Origin of the sequence: Streptomyces sp. NPDC092369 (assembly GCF_044755245.1) — a bacterium.
Classification (GTDB): Bacteria; Actinomycetota; Actinomycetes; order Streptomycetales; family Streptomycetaceae; genus Streptomyces.
In genome coordinates, this window is record NZ_JBIVQP010000005.1 from 105,554 (window position 1) to 122,493 (window position 16,940).

The 16,940-nt window shown below is 70.7% G+C and carries 13 protein-coding genes and 1 pseudogene; 3 read left to right on the forward strand and 11 right to left on the reverse strand.

Going from position 1 to position 16,940, the window contains the following annotated elements; all coding sequences use genetic code 11:
- The first annotated feature begins 26 nt into the window (after positions 1–26).
- The gene (locus ACIQI8_RS28785; protein ID WP_402356284.1) at positions 27–2,399 is read left to right on the forward strand and encodes a hypothetical protein; all 2,373 of its coding nucleotides are present in this window, start codon (positions 27–29) and stop codon (positions 2,397–2,399) included.
- 91 nt (positions 2,400–2,490) lie between these two features.
- Here the strand turns inward: ACIQI8_RS28785 and ACIQI8_RS28790 are convergent.
- Positions 2,491–2,949, reverse strand: a pseudogene (locus tag ACIQI8_RS28790) (DUF5994 family protein); the annotation flags it as partial.
- A gap of 369 nt (positions 2,950–3,318) precedes the next feature.
- On the opposite strand from ACIQI8_RS28790, the gene ACIQI8_RS28795 reads away from it, so the two are divergent.
- Positions 3,319–3,951, forward strand: coding sequence for a DUF5994 family protein (locus ACIQI8_RS28795; protein ID WP_402356288.1), 633 nt, complete (start codon positions 3,319–3,321; stop codon positions 3,949–3,951).
- A gap of 217 nt (positions 3,952–4,168) precedes the next feature.
- On the opposite strand, the gene ACIQI8_RS28800 is transcribed toward ACIQI8_RS28795, so the two are convergent.
- Entirely contained in the window at positions 4,169–4,567 is a 399-nt protein-coding gene (locus tag ACIQI8_RS28800) for a DUF5994 family protein (RefSeq protein WP_402356291.1), read from the reverse strand.
- A gap of 114 nt (positions 4,568–4,681) precedes the next feature.
- Positions 4,682–5,683: an acyl-CoA desaturase gene (locus tag ACIQI8_RS28805; RefSeq protein WP_402356294.1), complete on the reverse strand. Its 1,002-nt coding sequence runs from the start codon at positions 5,681–5,683 to the stop codon at positions 4,682–4,684.
- A 283-nt stretch (positions 5,684–5,966) separates the two neighbouring features.
- Between ACIQI8_RS28805 and ACIQI8_RS28810 the strand changes: the two genes are divergently transcribed.
- Positions 5,967–6,311 (forward strand): hypothetical protein, encoded by a 345-nt coding sequence (locus tag ACIQI8_RS28810; protein WP_402356296.1) that lies wholly within the window; start codon positions 5,967–5,969, stop codon positions 6,309–6,311.
- 92 nt (positions 6,312–6,403) lie between these two features.
- Here ACIQI8_RS28810 and ACIQI8_RS28815 read toward each other — a convergent pair whose 3' ends face one another.
- The 8 genes from ACIQI8_RS28815 to ACIQI8_RS28850 all read right to left on the reverse strand — a co-directional run bounded on the left by ACIQI8_RS28815 (position 6,404) and on the right by ACIQI8_RS28850 (position 16,905).
- Complete coding sequence (locus ACIQI8_RS28815) at positions 6,404–7,291, reverse strand: carbohydrate ABC transporter permease (protein ID WP_402356299.1); 888 nt, start codon at positions 7,289–7,291, stop codon at positions 6,404–6,406.
- A complete protein-coding gene (locus ACIQI8_RS28820; RefSeq protein WP_402356302.1) occupies positions 7,288–8,268 on the reverse strand; it encodes a carbohydrate ABC transporter permease in 981 nt (326 codons plus the stop codon). The genes ACIQI8_RS28815 and ACIQI8_RS28820 overlap by 4 nt, the downstream gene beginning before the upstream one ends.
- Positions 8,269–8,276: 8 nt before the next feature.
- Positions 8,277–9,593 carry an ABC transporter substrate-binding protein gene (locus ACIQI8_RS28825; protein ID WP_402356305.1) on the reverse strand — a complete coding sequence of 439 codons (1,317 nt, stop codon included), beginning with the start codon at positions 9,591–9,593 and terminating at the stop codon, positions 8,277–8,279.
- A gap of 229 nt (positions 9,594–9,822) precedes the next feature.
- Positions 9,823–11,604 carry a copper resistance CopC/CopD family protein gene (locus tag ACIQI8_RS28830; RefSeq protein ID WP_402356308.1) on the reverse strand — a complete coding sequence of 594 codons (1,782 nt, stop codon included), beginning with the start codon at positions 11,602–11,604 and terminating at the stop codon, positions 9,823–9,825.
- A 298-nt stretch (positions 11,605–11,902) separates the two neighbouring features.
- On the reverse strand, positions 11,903–12,667 hold the full coding sequence (locus ACIQI8_RS28835; protein ID WP_402356311.1) for an SDR family NAD(P)-dependent oxidoreductase: 765 nt from the start codon (positions 12,665–12,667) through the stop codon (positions 11,903–11,905).
- Positions 12,664–13,137, reverse strand: coding sequence for a cupin domain-containing protein (locus tag ACIQI8_RS28840; RefSeq protein WP_402356314.1), 474 nt, complete (start codon positions 13,135–13,137; stop codon positions 12,664–12,666). The genes ACIQI8_RS28835 and ACIQI8_RS28840 overlap by 4 nt, the downstream gene beginning before the upstream one ends.
- Positions 13,134–13,742: a GNAT family N-acetyltransferase gene (locus tag ACIQI8_RS28845; RefSeq protein WP_402356317.1), complete on the reverse strand. Its 609-nt coding sequence runs from the start codon at positions 13,740–13,742 to the stop codon at positions 13,134–13,136. Before ACIQI8_RS28845 ends, ACIQI8_RS28840 begins: the two co-directional genes overlap by 4 nt.
- Positions 13,735–16,905, reverse strand: a complete 3,171-nt coding sequence (locus tag ACIQI8_RS28850; RefSeq protein WP_402356320.1) for a penicillin acylase family protein — start codon at positions 16,903–16,905, stop codon at positions 13,735–13,737. Before ACIQI8_RS28850 ends, ACIQI8_RS28845 begins: the two co-directional genes overlap by 8 nt.
- Positions 16,906–16,940: the final 35 nt, after the last annotated feature.

A 16,940-nucleotide genomic window follows, 5' to 3' on the forward strand; every position in this document is an offset into this window, starting at 1 on the left:
ACTTCGTCCGACTTCGGGGGATCTCGATGACCAAATGGCGGGTTGTGGTCTGGCCGCTGGCGATCTTCTGCTTCGGGTATGTCGCGCTGTTGCTCTTCTGGAGTTTCGGGGACCGGCCGGCAGGACTTCCCGGGCTCTTTGTCTTTCGGAGTGCCACATGGGGGGACGGGCTGCTCCTGCCTCTGCTGGCGCTGTGCCTGCGGGTGCTGACCCTGCGGCTTCGAGCGGCCGGGTCGACGGCAGTGAGCCGGCGGGGGACCGTCGCCGTCGTGGCCCTGGCGGGTGCCGTTCTCGGGGGTGCGGTGGTCCTGAGCTGGTTCCTGGACGACCATCCGGGGCTCAACTGGACCAATCCCAGGCCTCATTACTTCAATGCGGCGGGGAAGTACCACGCGACTTTCCTCGTCCTTGCCTGTGCCGTCTTCGCCGGGCTGGGCGCCGATCTCGTAGTGCACCTGCGCCGCGCGGGGACGGCCGCCGTCAGGAAAGCGCTGACCTCGTCGTGGGCATGCGTGGCGCTGGCCTGTATGGCCGGGTACGGATATCTGGGGGTTCTGGACGGCACCAGAGGTGAGGCGACTGCCGGGAGCACGGTCTCATTGGCGGTCATGGGCATTGCGGGGGTTGTCGTCATCGCCGCGGTGTTCCTCCTGCAGGGTGGAGCGGGTCCCGCGTACGTCAACACACTCGTCGTCGCGCTGATCCTCACCGTTTTCACCGTGGTCTTCGCTCTCGCCCATCCGCATATGAGCGCCCTCACCTACGCCGCGCTGGTGAGCGCCGTCCTCTCGGGACTGGGGCTGACCGCGACGACCGAGTCCGGGAGTCATGTCTCCGCCGTGGAGGCTCTGGGGGTGTGCGGCCTCTTCGGTACGACGACGGTGTACGTCTCCACCGCGCACTCGGACAGGCTCTGGATGGCGGTCGCGGCCGCGTTCCCCGCGACGGCCGGCGCCGTCGCCCTGCGCTGGCTGCGGGCGAACGTCACCCACATGCCCCGCCAGTCACCGGTGACCTGGGAGTACGGGATGGCTGCCGGCATCTCGACGTGTCTGCTCCTGTCGTCCATGTTCGCCGCCTGGATCAGCGAGCGGGCGGGGGACGAATACATCACCGGCGGATTCATTCTCACCGTCGTCGGGGCGGTGCTGGGCGGTGTCTTCTTCCAGTACTTCAAGTCCGACTTCACCAAGCTCATGCAGCTCGAGGGCGATCCGACAGGCCGATCCGCGGGGCAGCAGGCGAGCCCGGCCCAGTCACAGGCCGCCCGGAGGGTGTGGATCAGGCTGGCCAGTTACAGCCTCGCCGCGTTCTCCGGCATGCTCGTGCTCTCCATCTCCCTGGCTCCGTCGCTGGGATGGCGCCCGGGTGGCGTGGGGCTCCGGTGGACCTTGGTGTTCAGTTCCGTGGGAACCGCAGTCCTGGTGGCGGCCCTGATCGCCAAGGCCCTCGCCACCGCCGCCAGACCGCATCAGGACTGGGCGCGCAGAGAAGCGCCGGCGAGGACGGACACACCGGCCTGGGTGTGCGCCGTCGGCGGCGCGGTCATGTCCGTCGTCGTGGGCACCGGCGTCGCGCAGGAGGGCGTGTTCAACGGCCTGGCGGCGGTGCAGGCCGTCATGATCGCGCTGTTCGCGACGGAGGGGATCCTGGGCAATGGGCTCTGGCTGCACGTCGGGAAGCCGACGCCCGCGTCCAGGTCCGCCGTGGCGGCCGCCGCCCTCGCCGTGGGGGTGACCACCTACTGGTCCCTGACCGGTCTGATCCGACCGGGCGGTCGCGGGGCCCATCTCGGGCAGTCGCTGTCCGCGTGGCTGTGCTGTGCCGTCCTGGTCTTCGTCCTGGTCGTGTCCACCACCTCGGCGGTGTACGTGGCCGGCGGGCGGGCCTACTGGACGGACTATCCCCCGGCCAACAACGTGATGCAGGACGCCTTCCTGCTGGCGGTCCTCTGGCTCACTCTCGGCTGGCTTCCGCAGACCGTCCTCACGCACATCCCGGCATCGGCGACCGAGCGATGGGCGGCCGTGGGCACCCTTCTCGCGGGCTTCATGCTCACCTTCTGTCCGCCCTTCCTGTGGACGCTGGAGAACAACGACACGCATGTCTGCAGACAACGCCTGCGGCGCCAGGCCGGGGAACCGCCCTGGCCGACCTTCTCCGACTCCTCCTTCACCCGGATCACGCACCTCGGGGAGCGGGTATCCGGCCTGTCCGCGTCTGTGACGTCGCACGAGCACGAGGAGGACGGACCGGAGCCCGACGCCGACGTCTTCCTGGTGAGGCTCAGCGGGCACACCGCCGCCCAGAACTCGATCGCCCTGCTGCTCGCGCTTGTCTCCCTGATCGGAGCCGTAGGGATGACCGCCGGTTTCACGGGTGACAGCGAACAGGGTTGAGCAGCTACGGGCTCGGGTGAGGGCGCGGCCACAGCCGCGCTCCGGCTCGACCCGCCCTACCTGGGATCGCTCACCAAACCTGCCGCCTCCCCACCAACCGGCTCCCCGACGACATGCCCAACGGATCCGTCGCGGCGGTCATCAGCCACGCGGCCGTGTCGGGAGGTGTCGTCGGCGGGATGACCAGGAGGTTCCAGCGGCCCACGTGGTAGGAGAGCAGCAGCAGTTCGTGCTCGTCCTGTTCGTGCCGGAACCAGCCCACCTTCACCACGTGGCCGGCCACGGGCACCTTGCGGGGGACGGTCGGCCAGTGGGTGGGGTTCACCGTGATGCGGGTGATTCGGCCCCAGCGGGAGTCCAATTCGGCTGTCAGCAACGGGAGTTCGGCCGACAGGTCGCTGGAGCGGGGCCACCAGGCTCCGTCCAGCAAGGGCGGTGTGGAGCCGGTCGGGGCCAGCGCCAGGCGGAGTGGGGACCCGGAGGGGGAAGGGGGCGGGGAGAGAATTTCCGGGGCTTCGAGCTTCGGCGCTGGAGAGACGGTCGCAGTCATCACGCGAACCCTGCCCCGGGCCGACGTGGCCGGCCCGGCGTATTCGATCGCCGAAAACGACACAAGACTGGAAGCCGGTGCGCGGAAGATTCTCGGTGCCCTCAGCCTACTCCGCGGACCGGCCGGACGGGCGGCCCGGCGGCCGGTGATCGTGAGGGTGACCAGGGTCGGCGGGCCGCATCCGCGTCGGCTCCCCACCCCCCGACAAGGTGAGACCGCCTGCGGGAACGGTCCGTCCGGGCCCTTCGGGGAGTAGCGTGAGCTCATCGGGAGTACTTCGCGCACCGGCCCCGATGCCGGTGTCGTTCCCGGTGAGCCACGACACCGGCCCACTGTGCCTCCGCAGGGGTCCGGAGACAGGTTTGCGCGATGTCCGCGTCCAGCCCTCAATCCCCGCTGCGGGCCGTCCCGTTCAGGGCCCCGCTCGCCCGCCTCGCGCTGAAGTCCGAGAGCCGTTCCGGCGGGTCCGCCGGGGTGGACGGTGCGTGGTGGCCTCGTTCGCGCGATCTGACGGGTGAACTCTCCGTGCTGGCCGATGTGTTGGACCCGCTGCGGGGGCGGATCACCCGGGTCGCGGTCAACCCCCGCAACTGGCCGATCCTGCCGCCGCGCATCTTCGTCAACGGCCATGTGGTCAAGGTGGGTTGGTTCGCCCCGCAGCGGCTGGACCCGGACCAGATCCTCGTGTTGTCCGCCACCGGCGCCCGCTGGGATCTGCTGGTGGTTCCGCCGGAGACCGACCCGTCCGTGGCGGGCCGGCTGATGGCCGCCGCGAGTACGGACACCGGTCGGGCGGAGCTGTCCGCGAGCGCACTCATGGCCTCGGAGGGGGCGAGTGGCGAAAGCCCGGCGGCAGGCGGCCCGGAAACAGGGCCGGACGACGACTGGAGCCTCGCGAGCCAGGTGGCCGTCGCCGTCGCCCTTCCCGTCCCTGGAGACGCCCCCGGACACGTCCACGGCTCCCCGTACGGGCGGAATCAGCACCCCACCATGGGGATGTGACCGCCGTGCTCCCCGCCCTGGCCGTAAGCGCCCTGCTGATCATGGTCGTTGCCGGGACACGTCTGTACTGCCGGTTCGACGCGCGTCATGGCGGACGCGTCGCGCGCCGCGGCCGGGCGGCGGCAGCGGTCCGAGGCGGGTCCGGTCAGCCATGACCCCGCCTCACCCCACGCAGCCCCACCGCCCGACCTCACCCCCCGCACACCGCCCCACCCGCTCACACGGGATCGGCCGCGGCCTCCGCCATCAGCGGCTCCGCCTCCTCCGCGGTCGTGTCGGGAGGTACCACCAGCAGGTCCCAGCGGCCGCGGCCGGGGGCGAGCAGGACGATGGTGTGAGCGGCGGAGGTGGCCAGGCTCCGGTGCAGTTGGACGGAACGGTTGGCGACGAGCATCTGGTCGGGGACCTCGGACCACGTCGAGCCGTTGACGGTGACGCTGGTGATGTGGCCCCACTTGCGCGGCAACCCGGCCAGCAGCTTGGGGAGTTCGGTGAGCAGGTCGTAGGAGCGGGGCCACCAGGCTCCGTCGATGGGGCGGGGATTGGCGCTGGGGGCGGCAAGCCGCAGGCGCAGGACAGGATGGGAGGGAAGCGGGGGCTGCACTGCGGTGGTCATGAAGGCTCCTGTCAACTGCCGTGTGGAGATCAACTGCCGTGCGCAGTTCAATTGCCGTGCGGAGATCAACTGCTGTGCGGAGATCAACTGCCGTGCGGAGAAGCGTGTTCGGCGTCAGGCGCGGCGGGCTTCCACGCGGTCCTGGCTCGGCCAGCGCACGTCGTGCACCCAGCCCAGGCGCTCGAAGAGGCGGATGGCCTCGGCCGAGAGGTCGATCTGACCTCGGTCGACGCCGTGCCGGGCGCTGGTCGGGTCGGCGTGGTGGAGGTTGTGCCAGCTCTCACCGAAGGAGAGCAGGGCGAGCGGCCACAGGTTGGTGGCGCGGTCGTGGCGCCGGGTGCGGAACGGGCGCTCGCCGATCATGTGGCACAGCGAGTTGACGCTCCACGTGACGTGGTGGAGCAGCGCTATGCGGACAAGTCCCGCCCACAGCAGGGCCGTTACGCCGTACAGCCAGCTGCCGCCGATCGCCCAGCCGAGCCCGAACGGCAGCGCGAGCGTGGCGAGGCACAGCAGCGGGAAGGCGCGGGAGACGGCCCGGATGTCCCGGTCGGCCAGCAGGTCGGGGGCGTAACGCTCCGGCGGTGTCCGGTCGTTGAGGAAGAGCCAGCCCACGTGCGCGTGCAGCATTCCGCGCAACTGGCCGGTCAGATGGGTGCCGTAACGGTACGGGGAGTGCGGGTCGCCGGGGCGGTCCGTGAAGGCGTGGTGGCGGCGGTGGGTGGCGACCCAGCCGATGACATCGCCCTGGAAGCTCATCGAACCGGCCACCGCGAGCGCGATGCGCAGGGGGCGGACGGCACGGTAGCCGCCGTGGGTCAGACCGCGGTGGAAGCCGACCGTGACGCCGAGGCATGTGATCGTGTAGAAGACCGCCGCGAGGGCGATGTCGACGGGGTGGATGAGCCTGCCCCACAGCAACCAGCCGGCGAGGCCGATCGCCAGGAACGGCAGCACGACGATCACCGCGGTGATCGTCACGTAGATCCGCGCGGCGCCGTCGCGCGGAGGCGCCGGGTCGTCCGCCGGGAACGGGGACGTACCGTCGTAGACCTTGGGCGGCGGGACCGGATCCTCCGGTGCGACCGTCGTGGGGGTGAGCGAACTGAGCGGCATGCGTGGCTCCTCGGCCTGGATGCGTATGGCGCGGCCGGGGTCAGGGGCAGCCCCTGTGAGGACGGGTGGCGTAGTACGGAGGAAACGCTCCGGCGGACTCGCTCGGGCTCCGGGACGACGGTCCCGGGCCGGTCCGAGTTCCGGCATACGAAAAACCCTTGTCGCACCCACCGTACTCCCGCCCGTGTAAGAACCGCGTCCGCCCGACGGCGGCCGTGCGGCGGTGGCCGCACGGCGGCGCGGGTCCGACCGACAGCGACCGACAGGAAAGCGGTACTCGACGATGTACGACCAGACACGCGCCCAGCAGCCCTCCGACCAGCCCCGCGGTGTGTCGGGACGCCGTACCTCCGGCCCCGAACCGCTGTTCCCGCCGGGTGAGCGGGAGAAGATCGTGACGCGGCTGGGCCGGGCCCTCAACACCTTCCCCGACGCCCCGCACGAGTCGTTGGAGGAGGCCGAGGGCGCCTTCGACGAAGCCGCCGCCCAGTTGATGGCCGTGCTGTCCCAGCAGCGGCAGGCGTTGCGCGAGAGCTGGCAGGCGCAGGATCCCGAGAGTCAGACCGCCGAACTGCACCTTGCCCTGCGGCAGTACCGGGAGCTCATCCAGCGCCTGCTGCGGCTCTAGGCGATCGCCGCCGGGGCTCCGGAATCGCCTCCGCCCTCGGGGACACGGGCGTTGACCGGGTCCACGAGGACGGAGGCGAGGGAGGTACCGGCTCAGCCCTTCGCGGAGCCCAGGGTCAGACCGCTGACGAACTGCTTCTGGAGCACGAAGTACACGACCAGCGTCGGGATCGCGGTGAGCAGCGAACCGGCGGCGATCAGGTTCGGGTCGGTGAAGAACTGACCGGAGAGGTTGTTCAGCGCCGAGGTGATCGGCATGTTCTCACCGGTCGAGATCAGCACCAACGCCCAGAAGAAGTCGTTGTAGATCCAGATCGACAGCAGGGTGGCCAGGGCCGCCATGGCCGGCTTGCACAGCGGCAGGGTGATCTGCCAGTACAGCCGCCACACCGAGGCGCCGTCCACCAGCGCGGCCTCGGTCAGTTCGTGCGGCAGCGAACGCATGTAGTTCGACAGCACGAAGGCGCAGAATCCGGACTGGAACGCCACATGGATGAGCACCAGACCGAGCGCCGAGTCGTACAGCTTGCCGCTCGCGGTGATGCCCGGCAGGTTCGTCAGCAGGTACATCCGGTACAGCGGGGTGATGATGACCTGCTGCGGCAGCAGGTTGCCCGCCGTGAAGACCAGCAGCAGCGCCAGGTTGAGCCGGAAGTCGAAACGGCTGACGTAGAACGCGACCATCGACGACAGAAGCAACGTGATCAGCACGGCCGGGACCGCGATGAACAACGTGTTCACGAAGTAGTGGGTCATGTCCGACTGCTCGAACGCGTTCTTGAAGTTGTCGAAGTTCAGCGTGTGCGGCCAGGACACATAGCCGCGGTCGCTGGTCTCGCTGTAGGGACGCAGCGCCGAGAAGATCGCCCACAGCAGGGGGGCGAGCCACGCCAGAGCCGTGCCGGCCAGGAAGACGTGCAGCAGGACGCGGGCCGGACGGATCGGGGTGCGCTGCTTGACCGCCGCGCTCACGGTGCTCATGCGCGCCGCTCCTTCCGGAAGGTCGCGATCAGATAGGGAATGATCACGATCAGGGAGATGAACAGCAGCACCACCGCGATCGCCGAGCCGTAACCGATCCGACTGGACTCGCCGATGATGTTGTTGGTCACCAGGATCGACAGCAACTCGGTCCCCTGTGCGCCCTTGTTGAAGACGAAGACCAGGTCGAAGGCGCGCAACGCCTCGATGATGGTGACGACCAGGACGACCGTGTTGGTCGGGCGCAGGGTCGGGAAGATGACGCTCTTGAACGTCTGCCACTCGTTGGCGCCGTCGATGGCCGAGGCCTCCCGCAGCGACGGGTCGACGCTCTTGAGACCGGCCAGGTACAGGATCATCATGTAGCCGGTGTGCCGCCAGGACGCGGCGACCAGCACGGCCCACAGGTTGAGGTCCGGGTCGCCGATCCAGTCGATGTAGTGGCCCGGCTTGTTGGCGCCGATGAGGCTGTTGATCAGGCCCGTGTCCGGGTTGTAGATGAGCTGCCAGACGAACCCGATGCAGGCCAACGAGATGACGACCGGCAGGAAGAACGCCGTCTGGTAGGCCCTGCTGAACCGGATCTTCTTGTCCAACTGCACGGCCAGGAACAGGCCGAACGGCGTCGGGATCAGGATCAGCACCACGAACCAGATGATGTTGTGCTCGACAGCCGGCCAGAACTGCGGGTTGTCGGTGAAGAGTTGCTGGAAGTTGTCCAGCCCGACCCATTTGATCGAGTCGAAGCCGATGCCGTCCCAGCTGGTGAAGGCGAGGAGGATCGAGGCGAAGGCGGTCACCCAGACCAGGAGAACGTGCAGGATCGTCGGCACGCCCGCCATGAAGGCGAGCGTGATCCGGTCGCGGCGGGTCAGCAGGCGCTTGTGGCCCCGCTGGATCCGCTTCTTTTCGGACGCGCGCCCAGGAGGCGGCACGGCGGCCGCCTCCTGGGACTTCGTGGGGGTCTCGATTGTCATTCAGCAGCTCACTCGGACGCGAAGATCGTCTTCTTCTGGCGCTCGATGGACGAGAGCAGGCTGTCGATTCCCTTGGGGTTCTGCAGGAACTTCTGCAGACCGGGCTGCATCACCGTGGAGGTGAAGTCCGGCCGGGAGTCGCGGTCCATGAACTGGGTGAGGCTCTTGGCGCTGCTGATCATGTCGTACGCCTTCTTCTGCAGCGGCGTGTACGACGAGGTGCTGGCCTTGTTGGAGGCCGCCACGACGCTCGGGTCGCCCTTCAGGTACAGCTCCTCGGCGGCCGGGGTGCCGAGATACTCCAGCAGCTTCACGACACCGTCGTGGTTCTTCGGGGACTTGCTGACCATGAAGCCGTCCGTGGGCGCCTCGACGGTGTCCTGGCCGAACTCGGAGTTGATCTCCGGGAAGGCGAAGAAGTCGAGGTCGTCCAGGTCCGCCTTGTTGGTGAACTGCTGGGCCACGAAGGAGCCGAGGAGGTACATGCCGGACTTCTTCGCCACCAGACCCTGCGCCGCGTCCTGCCAGGTGCGGCCCATGAAACCGTCCTGGTGGTAGGGGAGCAGCTCGGCCCAGTGGTCGAAGACGGCCTTGACCTTGGCGTCGGTCCAGGAGGCCTTGCCGCCCATCAGCTCGACGTGGAAGTCGTAGCCGTTGAGGCGGAAGTTGATTTGGTCGAAGGTGCCCATGGCCGGCCACGCGTCCTTGTCGCCGAAGGCGATCGGGACGAGGCCGTCCTTCTTCATCTGCTTGCACAGGGCGACCAGTTCGTCCCACGTGGCGGGGACGGTGTAGCCCTTCTCCTGGAAGAGGCTCTTGCGGTAGAAGACCGCCCAGGGGTACGTGTTCAGCGGCACGAAGTAGTACTTGCCGTCCGCGCCCTTGCTGAGCTTCTTCATCGCGTCGGGGAAGTTGGCCCCGATCTTCTCCCACACGTCGTCGACCGGGGAGGCCAGGCCCTTCTGCGCGAAGAACTGCATCCGGTAGCCCGCGAACCAGTTGAACACGTCGTCCGGCGTGCCCTGCAGATACGAGTTGATCTGCTCCTGGAAGGTGTTGTGGTCCTTGGTGTTCACCTTGACGGTGAGCCCGGACTGCTTGGTGAAGGCCGTGTAGAGGGCTCCGTAGGCCTTCTTCGGCACCGCGTCGGACTGGTTCGAGCCGACGCTGACCGTCTTCGGGTCGGAGGAGGATCCGCTGTCGCCGCAGGCTGACAGCAGGGGTATGCCGGCGCCCGCGAGGAGCGCGGCGCCACCGACACCGCGCAACACACCACGGCGACTTGGACCAGTGAGGGAGAGACCCGAGGGGGAGAGGTCACGCATCAACGGCTCCTGAGGGCTGGGTTCGGTCTCGGAGATACTGCCGCGTCGAAAAAAAGTCGAAACCGACCAGAAACCAACTCGACCGAACATCGTGGCGGTAATAACAGCCCCGTACCGGGTCATGGGTCAAGGGGTCACGTCCACATTTGTGGAAACGTGACCGACACAACGGTGATCGTTTCGTCCGAACCCTCGAACAAGAGCGGGTGGCATGGCCGTTGAAATGGCGCTAACCGACGATGCGTACCGATTTCGTCGCACTTACCTGATCGAGTTCGGAGACCCTGACCGTGATCTTCATCTCCCATGTCCCGGCGATGGGGACGGTGAGATCGTCACTGGCCCAGTATCCGCCGCGGTCGGTGAGACGAGCGTCGAGCGGACCGATTTTCTGGGCGGGCAGGGTCAGGGACAGGCGCACTTCGGGGACGGTGGAGATGCCGCCGTCGGGGCCGAACACCACGACCTGCACGCCGTTGTCGCCGACCCGGCCCGGGTCGAGGGTGATCTGCGCCTTGCCCTTGCCGTTCGGGGTGCCGACGTCGAAGGGGATGGTCGTGACGGACGCGGCGGGCAGCCCCGCCTGCGTCGCGGGCTGCGCGGCCGCCTCGGCCGCGGCCCGGCCCGGCAGCGTGCCGCTCAGGATCGTCGTGATCACCAGCACCACGACACCGATGGCGACCTCGGCCAGCACGGACCGCCGCAGCCCACGCCGGTGCGCGTCGGACGCGGGCGCCTGCGCCGGCCCGTCGGACTCCCCCGACGACGGCAGCGCCGGTCCGCCCACGGTCTGCGGAACCCTCTCCCGTACGCCTTCTCGTACGACCGTCTCCGCGGCCCTCTCCATGTCCGCGCCGGCCGTCGCCATGGCCGCCGTCCAGCGCCGCGAGATGCCGGCCGCCATCAGCAGCAGGACGACCGCGAAGAGCTTGGCGACCAGGAGGCGGCCGTACGTCGTCCCCGTGAGGGCGCTCCAGGAGCCGAGGCCGCGCCAGGACTGGTAGACGCCGGTGACGACCAGGACGGTCACCGAGACGAAGGCGAGCCGGGAGAAGCGCGTGACCGTGGCCGTGGGCAGCGAGGAGGCGCGGTACAGGGACAGCAGCAGGGCGGTGAGTCCGCCCAGCCACAGGGCCATCGCCAGCAGGTGCAGCACCGAGGACGCCATCGCCACCGGCACCTGGATACCGGCCGACGCGTGCTCGGCGGCGGCCCAGGTGAGCGCGAGGCCTACGGCGAGTGCGGTACCGGCGGCGAGCGCCGGGCGCGAGAAGGTCTCACGCCCGCGCAGACGTACGGCGAGGACGGCGGCCACCGCGAGCAGCGCCAGGCGGGCCAGCAGAGCCAGCCCGGGACGGCCCGTGAAGGTGCGGCTGAGAGCCTCGGAGTCGAAGGCGGTCCCCGGGCCGGTACCCGCCTCGTACGGAGCGCGCAGGACCAGCAGGGCGATCGTGGAACCCACCAGAGTCCACCACCCCACCACCAGCGGCCGGCGCAACGGCGTCCGGTCCGACGGGCGGCACAGCGCGATGAACGCGGCGGTGCCGATGAGCAGGGCCGCGGCGAGGTAGGCGAGGTAGCGGCCGATGTTGTAGAGGCTGCCGGTCGCCGGGTCCTCGACCGGTCCCGCGTCCGCCACCGCGGCCGTCGGGGACGCCTTGCCGATCGAGAAGGTCAGCGCGCCCGACACCGGGTGGCTGTCCGCCGACACGACCCGCCACGCCACGACGTACGTGCCCTGGGCGAGCCCCTTGGGCAGCGTCACACGGGCGGTGTCGGAGCCGCCGGGTTCGTGCCCGGCCTCGCCGATCCGCACCCGGCGGTTGTCGGGGTCCAGGACCCGGAAGGAGTCGTCGAGCAGGCCGACGGACTCCGTGAAGGTCAGGGTGACGCTGCGGGGGGCGGACTTGAGGACGCTTCCGTCGGCGGGATCGGTCCCTTTGAGGGCGGCATGGGCCGACGCGGGTCCCGCGCCGAGGACGAGCAGGACCAGCAGGGAGCCCAGCAGCACCAGCCCTTGAACTCTCCGGTGCCCGAAGAGTCCTCGACGCCCTTGCCGTCCACTGCGTCCACCGTCACACCCCACGCCACACTCCGTCTTGGGACTCGCCACCGTCCCGATAGGTACGCAGCGGAGCCCACGAACGCTCACGACGGCCTCCGACGGCACGACGACACACTCCTGACACCCGGCGCACCCGGCACACCCGGCACACCCGGCGCGCCCACGCGGACCCGGGGACGCCGGACCGCGAACGCCCGGCACGCGCACGCGCACGCAACGTGCACGGACGGTGTCCCGCCGGCGCTCACCACGTAGGTCGCGCCGACACCCCGCCGTCCACCACCAGGTCGTGGCCCGTGACCCAGGAGGCGAGCCGTGAGGCCAGGAACACGCAGGCATCGGCCACGTCCTCGGGGCGGCCCAGGCGGCCGGTCGGTGCCGCGTCCAGCCATCTCCGCACTCCCTCCGGCCAGGACTCCGCCAGCCCCTCCCGGTCGATCAGACCGGGCGAGACCGTGTTGACCCGGACACCGTACGGGCCGTACTCCAGGGCGGCGGCACGCGCGTGCATGACGACGGCCGCCTTCGAGGCGCTGTAGTGCGCGTGCAGGGGCGCGGGCTGCCGGGCCTCGACCGACGCGATGTGCGTCACGGAGCCCCCGCCCTCCTGCCCCCGCATGACCTCCGCGGCGGCCTGCGTGCACGCGAACACGCTCGACAGGTTCGCGTCGACGACCGCCCGCCACTCGTCCGCCGTCATGCCCGGCAGCGCGCGCACGGGCTGTACGCCCGCGTTGTTGACCAGCGCCGTCAGCCGTCCGCCGCCCCACTCGGCCGCCTCGCCGACCAGCCGCGCGCACGCGTCCGCGTCGGTGAGATCGGCGCGCAGGACCACGGCCCGGCCGCCCGTCGCCTCGATGCGCGCGGCCACTTCACGGGCCGCCTCCACCGCCGTACGGCAGTGCACGGCGACCGCCGCGCCCTCCTCGGCGAAGCGCAGCGCGATGCCCCGGCCGATGCCGCCGCCCGCGCCGGTGACCAGGGCGGTCTGTCCTTCCAGCAAGCTCATGGACGGCACAGTCCCGCGATCCGGTCGGCCCGGTCGGGATACCGCGCCGTGAGCTCGGCCGCGTCCCCGTGCTCGTACCCCTCGTAGGTGAACCCGGGCGCCATCGTGCAGCCGAAGAACGACCACGCGCCGCCCGCGACGACCCGCCCGCCCATCCAGGTCCCGGCGGGGATGGTCAGTTGAGGCCGCTGGCCGCCCAGCACATCCGGTCCGAGGACCGCCGTGCGGGAGGTCCCGTCCCGGGCCAGGAGAAGCAGCTCCAGCGGGTCGCCGAGGTAGAAGTGCCAGATCTCGTCGGTGGGCAGGCGGTGCAGGGCGGAGTAGTCGTCCGCCGTCAGCAGGGCGACGATCGCGGTGCCCGCCGGCCGGCCGTCCGCGCGCTCCGGGCCCGCCCAGGTCTGTCTGAACAGCCCGCCCTCACGCGGAATCGGTTCCAGTCCGTAGTGGGCGACGAGGTCCTCGGGGGTCACCCGGGGAAGGCTACCTCCCGCGAAAGGAACGCCAGCTGGGCCTTCTTCTCCGGCAGACGCCCGTCCGGCAGATCGATCTCCGGCAGCACGACCACCGGCCCCGCCTCGAACCCGTGCCGCAGGAACCGCGCGATCGCCTTCTCGTTGCGCACGTCCGGATCGACGACGACCCGCGGCCGGTCGAGCGTCTTCAGCACATACGTCGCTACGGCCCCCAGCAGCGCCGCCGACCACCCGGCGCGCGCGCCCGCGTCCCCCGCCGGGGCGAGCAGCACGTGGATGCCGATGTCACCGGGCCGGACCTCGTAGCACTCGCTCACGCGGTCCGCCTCGGGCTCGTAGGTCTGCAGCAGGGCGACCGGTTCGGCGTCCTTGAGGACCAGGAAGGCGTGATGGGTGTCGAGCGTGGCCATGTGGGCGTAGATGTCGGCGACTTGGTCGCGCGTGAGGCCGTTCATGCCCCAGAAGGCGGCGCGTTCCTCGGCCACCCAGGCGTGCAGCACGTCCGCGTCGGCGGGCGGGTCGAGGGGCAGCACGCGGACGGTGCCGAAGCCGTCGACGTCCTGCTCGTGGACGGCGGGACGGGAACGGTAGGCATCAGACACCGGTCTCACCGGTCTCACCGGTCTCATCACTGTCATCGGTCTCCTTGAGGTCTTCCTCGGTGGTCTCTTCGGTCAGCCGGTCGAAGTCGGTGACGACCGGGACGAGATCTCCCCTGAGCCACAAGGGGAGTTGATCGCGGTGATGGTCCGAACCGGGCACGCCCGAGGCCCCGAACGGCACCACCCACCGGCTGTCCTCGCGCCGCGCCAGATCCCACACGTACCGGGCGGCCGGCCCGCGCGCGCTCAGGTCGGTCAGCCCGGGCACGGCCGAGGTGCACAGCACGCAGTCGTGATCGCCGGACAACCCGGGTTCGTCGTACGGGACTTGCGGGAGCGCCCGCCAGGGAGCGAGGCGGTGTGTGGCGCCCCAGGGCACGTCGGTGGGGGAACCGGCGACTTCCTCCAGGGCGTCCCGCACGACCACGGCCCGGTCGATCCCGTACAACTCCTCGGCGCGCAGCAGGTGTTCGAGCGCGAAGGCGATGCGGGGGAGCAGGGCGAGCCAGGGCTGGAAGACGTCGGGGTAGGCGGGCGGCACGGCGAGCCCGGCGAACACCTCGTGCTCCGCGAGCCGGCGTACGACCGCGCCGCGCACCGCCGCGTAGGCCCCCGCGTCGGCGTCGGCCGCGTCCATACGGCGGTGCCAGCGCAGCAGACGGTCACGCAGGGCGACGGCTTCGGGGGACAGGTCGGTGAGGGCGGCCAGGTGGTCCAACAGGGGCCCGGCGGAGCCGAGATGGGTGTCCATGTGGATCCTCGCCATGTCGCCGGGCGCCCACCGGTCCTTCTCCCCCAGCAGGGCGGCGATCCGGTCGGCTCGGTGGGTGGCCGCGAACTCGACACCCAACGGGGTTGCCGGTCCGCGCTGGTTGGCCATGACGGCGACACCGTCACGGAGCCCGGCCCGGGGCATCCGATGCCACCCCTGCCACTCGTGCCCGGTCTCCCAGGCGTTGACGAGCCGCACCCGATTGGCCTCGGCCCGCAATGGCACCCGCCCGGCGACCCGGTGCAGGGTGCCGCCGTCGGTGTCGGCGGCCTGCACGACGTTCACGGGCTCGGCCCACAGGTCGACGGCCCGATCGACGTCGTCGACGCTGCGGGCCCGGAGGAGGGGGAGCAGAGCACTGAAGCCGAGGTCGGAGGTGACTCGGGGCGGGTAGCGGAGGGCGAGGGCCAGGGGGATGGCGAGGGAGGTGAGGGAGGTGAGGGAGGTGAGGGAGGTGTGGGAGGTGAGGGAGGTGGAGAGAGGGTTGGATCCGGGAGCCTGCGGCGCGGCGGCTCGGGCGGCGCCGGGCGGATGCACCGCGACCGATGGGGTGGTGCCGGGCGGCTGCGGGCCTGCGGAGGTGGCACCGCCTGCTGATCGCGCCTCGGCCGGGACGGCGACGCCGGGCAGGGGGCTGTCCAGGGCCTCGGCGGTGCTCGCGGGGGTGGGGATGCCCGATTCCTCGGGCCCTGCAGGCCCCGTATCGCCCTCGGAGCCGAGGACGCCCGAACGATCGGAGGCACGCGCGGGGGCGGGGACGCCCGCGGGGACGGGGACGCCCGCGGGGGCGGGGACGCCCGCGGGGACGGGGACGCCCGCGGGGACGGGGGCGCCCGGAGACCGCGGCTCGGCAGGCCTCACATCGCCCACGGAATCGCCGACACCGGAACCCCCGGAGGCACCCGCGGAGGCGGGCACACCCGGAGACCGCGGCTCGGCAGGCCTCACATCGCCCATGGAATCGCCGACACCGGAACCTCCGGAGGCCTCCGCGAAGACGGGCACACCCAGAGACCGCGATCCGGCGTGGCCCTCGTCCCCCACGAACCCCTCGTCCAGTCCCTCCGGGCCGCCCGCGATCACCGGGCCCCGTTCCGTCTCGATCACCTCGATCTCGATCGGGGGCTCGCCGGCCACTTCCACCGTCTCCGTGTGCCGGGAGGCCCGGTGCCAGTGGCCGTCGGGGCCGAGGGCCTCGATGCCGGCGCCGGTGCGGCGGAGGCGTTCGCGGTAGAGGTCCTGGTAGTCGGCCATGGCGTTGGTGATGGCCCAGGCGACCGTGCCGGTGTGGCCGAAGTGGGCGATGCCCGGGATGCCGGGGACGGCGAGGCCGACGACGTCGAACTCCGGGCAGGAGAGGTGGATCTGCTGGTAGACGCCGGGGTCCTCGATGAAGCGGTGGGGGTCGCCGGCGATCACCGCGTGACCGGTCGTCGTGCGCGCCCCGCTCACCAGCCAGCCGTTGCTCCCGGAGGTACCGGGTCCGTCGGTCGCGAACAGCCCGACCGCCTCCTCGCCCAGCAGCCGCACCGCCTCCTCCCGCCAGAGCTTGGCCGGGAACCCGGCGAACAGGATGTGCGTGGCCAGCCAGACCCCGAGCGGCGTCCAGGGCTCCCAACGGCCGGGAACCAGACCGGCACGCGCGAACTCCGGGGCGGGTTCGCTCCGCGGGTCGGCGAATGCGGCTCCCTTGCTCGGGCCGGCGAACGCCCCTGCGATACCCGGCTCCGGGGCGGCTTCGCTCCGCGGGTCGGCGAATGCGGCTCCGTTACCCGGGCCGGCGGACGCCCCTGCGTTACCCGGATCGGCAGACGCCGTCTCGCCGGCGGGGTCGTGGGATGCCTCCTCGCCCACCCGAGCGGCGGACCACTCCCCGCCCACCCGAGCGGCGGACCACTCCTCGCCCACCCGAGCGGGGGACAACTCCTCGCCCACCGGCGCGGCGGACAGCGCGTCGCCGCCCGGGGCGCCCGTCGGCCCTCCACTCGCGCGGGTCGCCGATGGGCACTCGTGCTCTGGGGCGCCGCTCGGGCCCCTCCTCCCCGAAGCGGCGGAGACATCGGCGGCCCCCGCGACGGCCGCCAGGCCCTCGTTCACTCCGGCCACATACGCCCGTACCCACTCCGCCGTCTCCGGGTCCCGTTGCTCCAGGGACTCGAAGCAGCGCTTCGCCGTGTCCGTAAGGCGGGCTCGGCGGGCGAAGACGTCCCAGGCCACCGCCTCCGGGCCAAGGAAGGACGCCGAGGTGCCTTGGGATCGGTGGCGTTCGACTTCCAGTTGCCAGGCCCGGTCGCGGGCCGTCACTCGGCCCTGGGCACGGGCCAGTTCGAGGGCGGAATCGGCGCGCAGGTGGGGGATGCCCCATGCGTCTCGGTAGATCTCGGTCCCCACCCTGTGTCCTCACTGTTCTTTAGGTTAGCCTCACC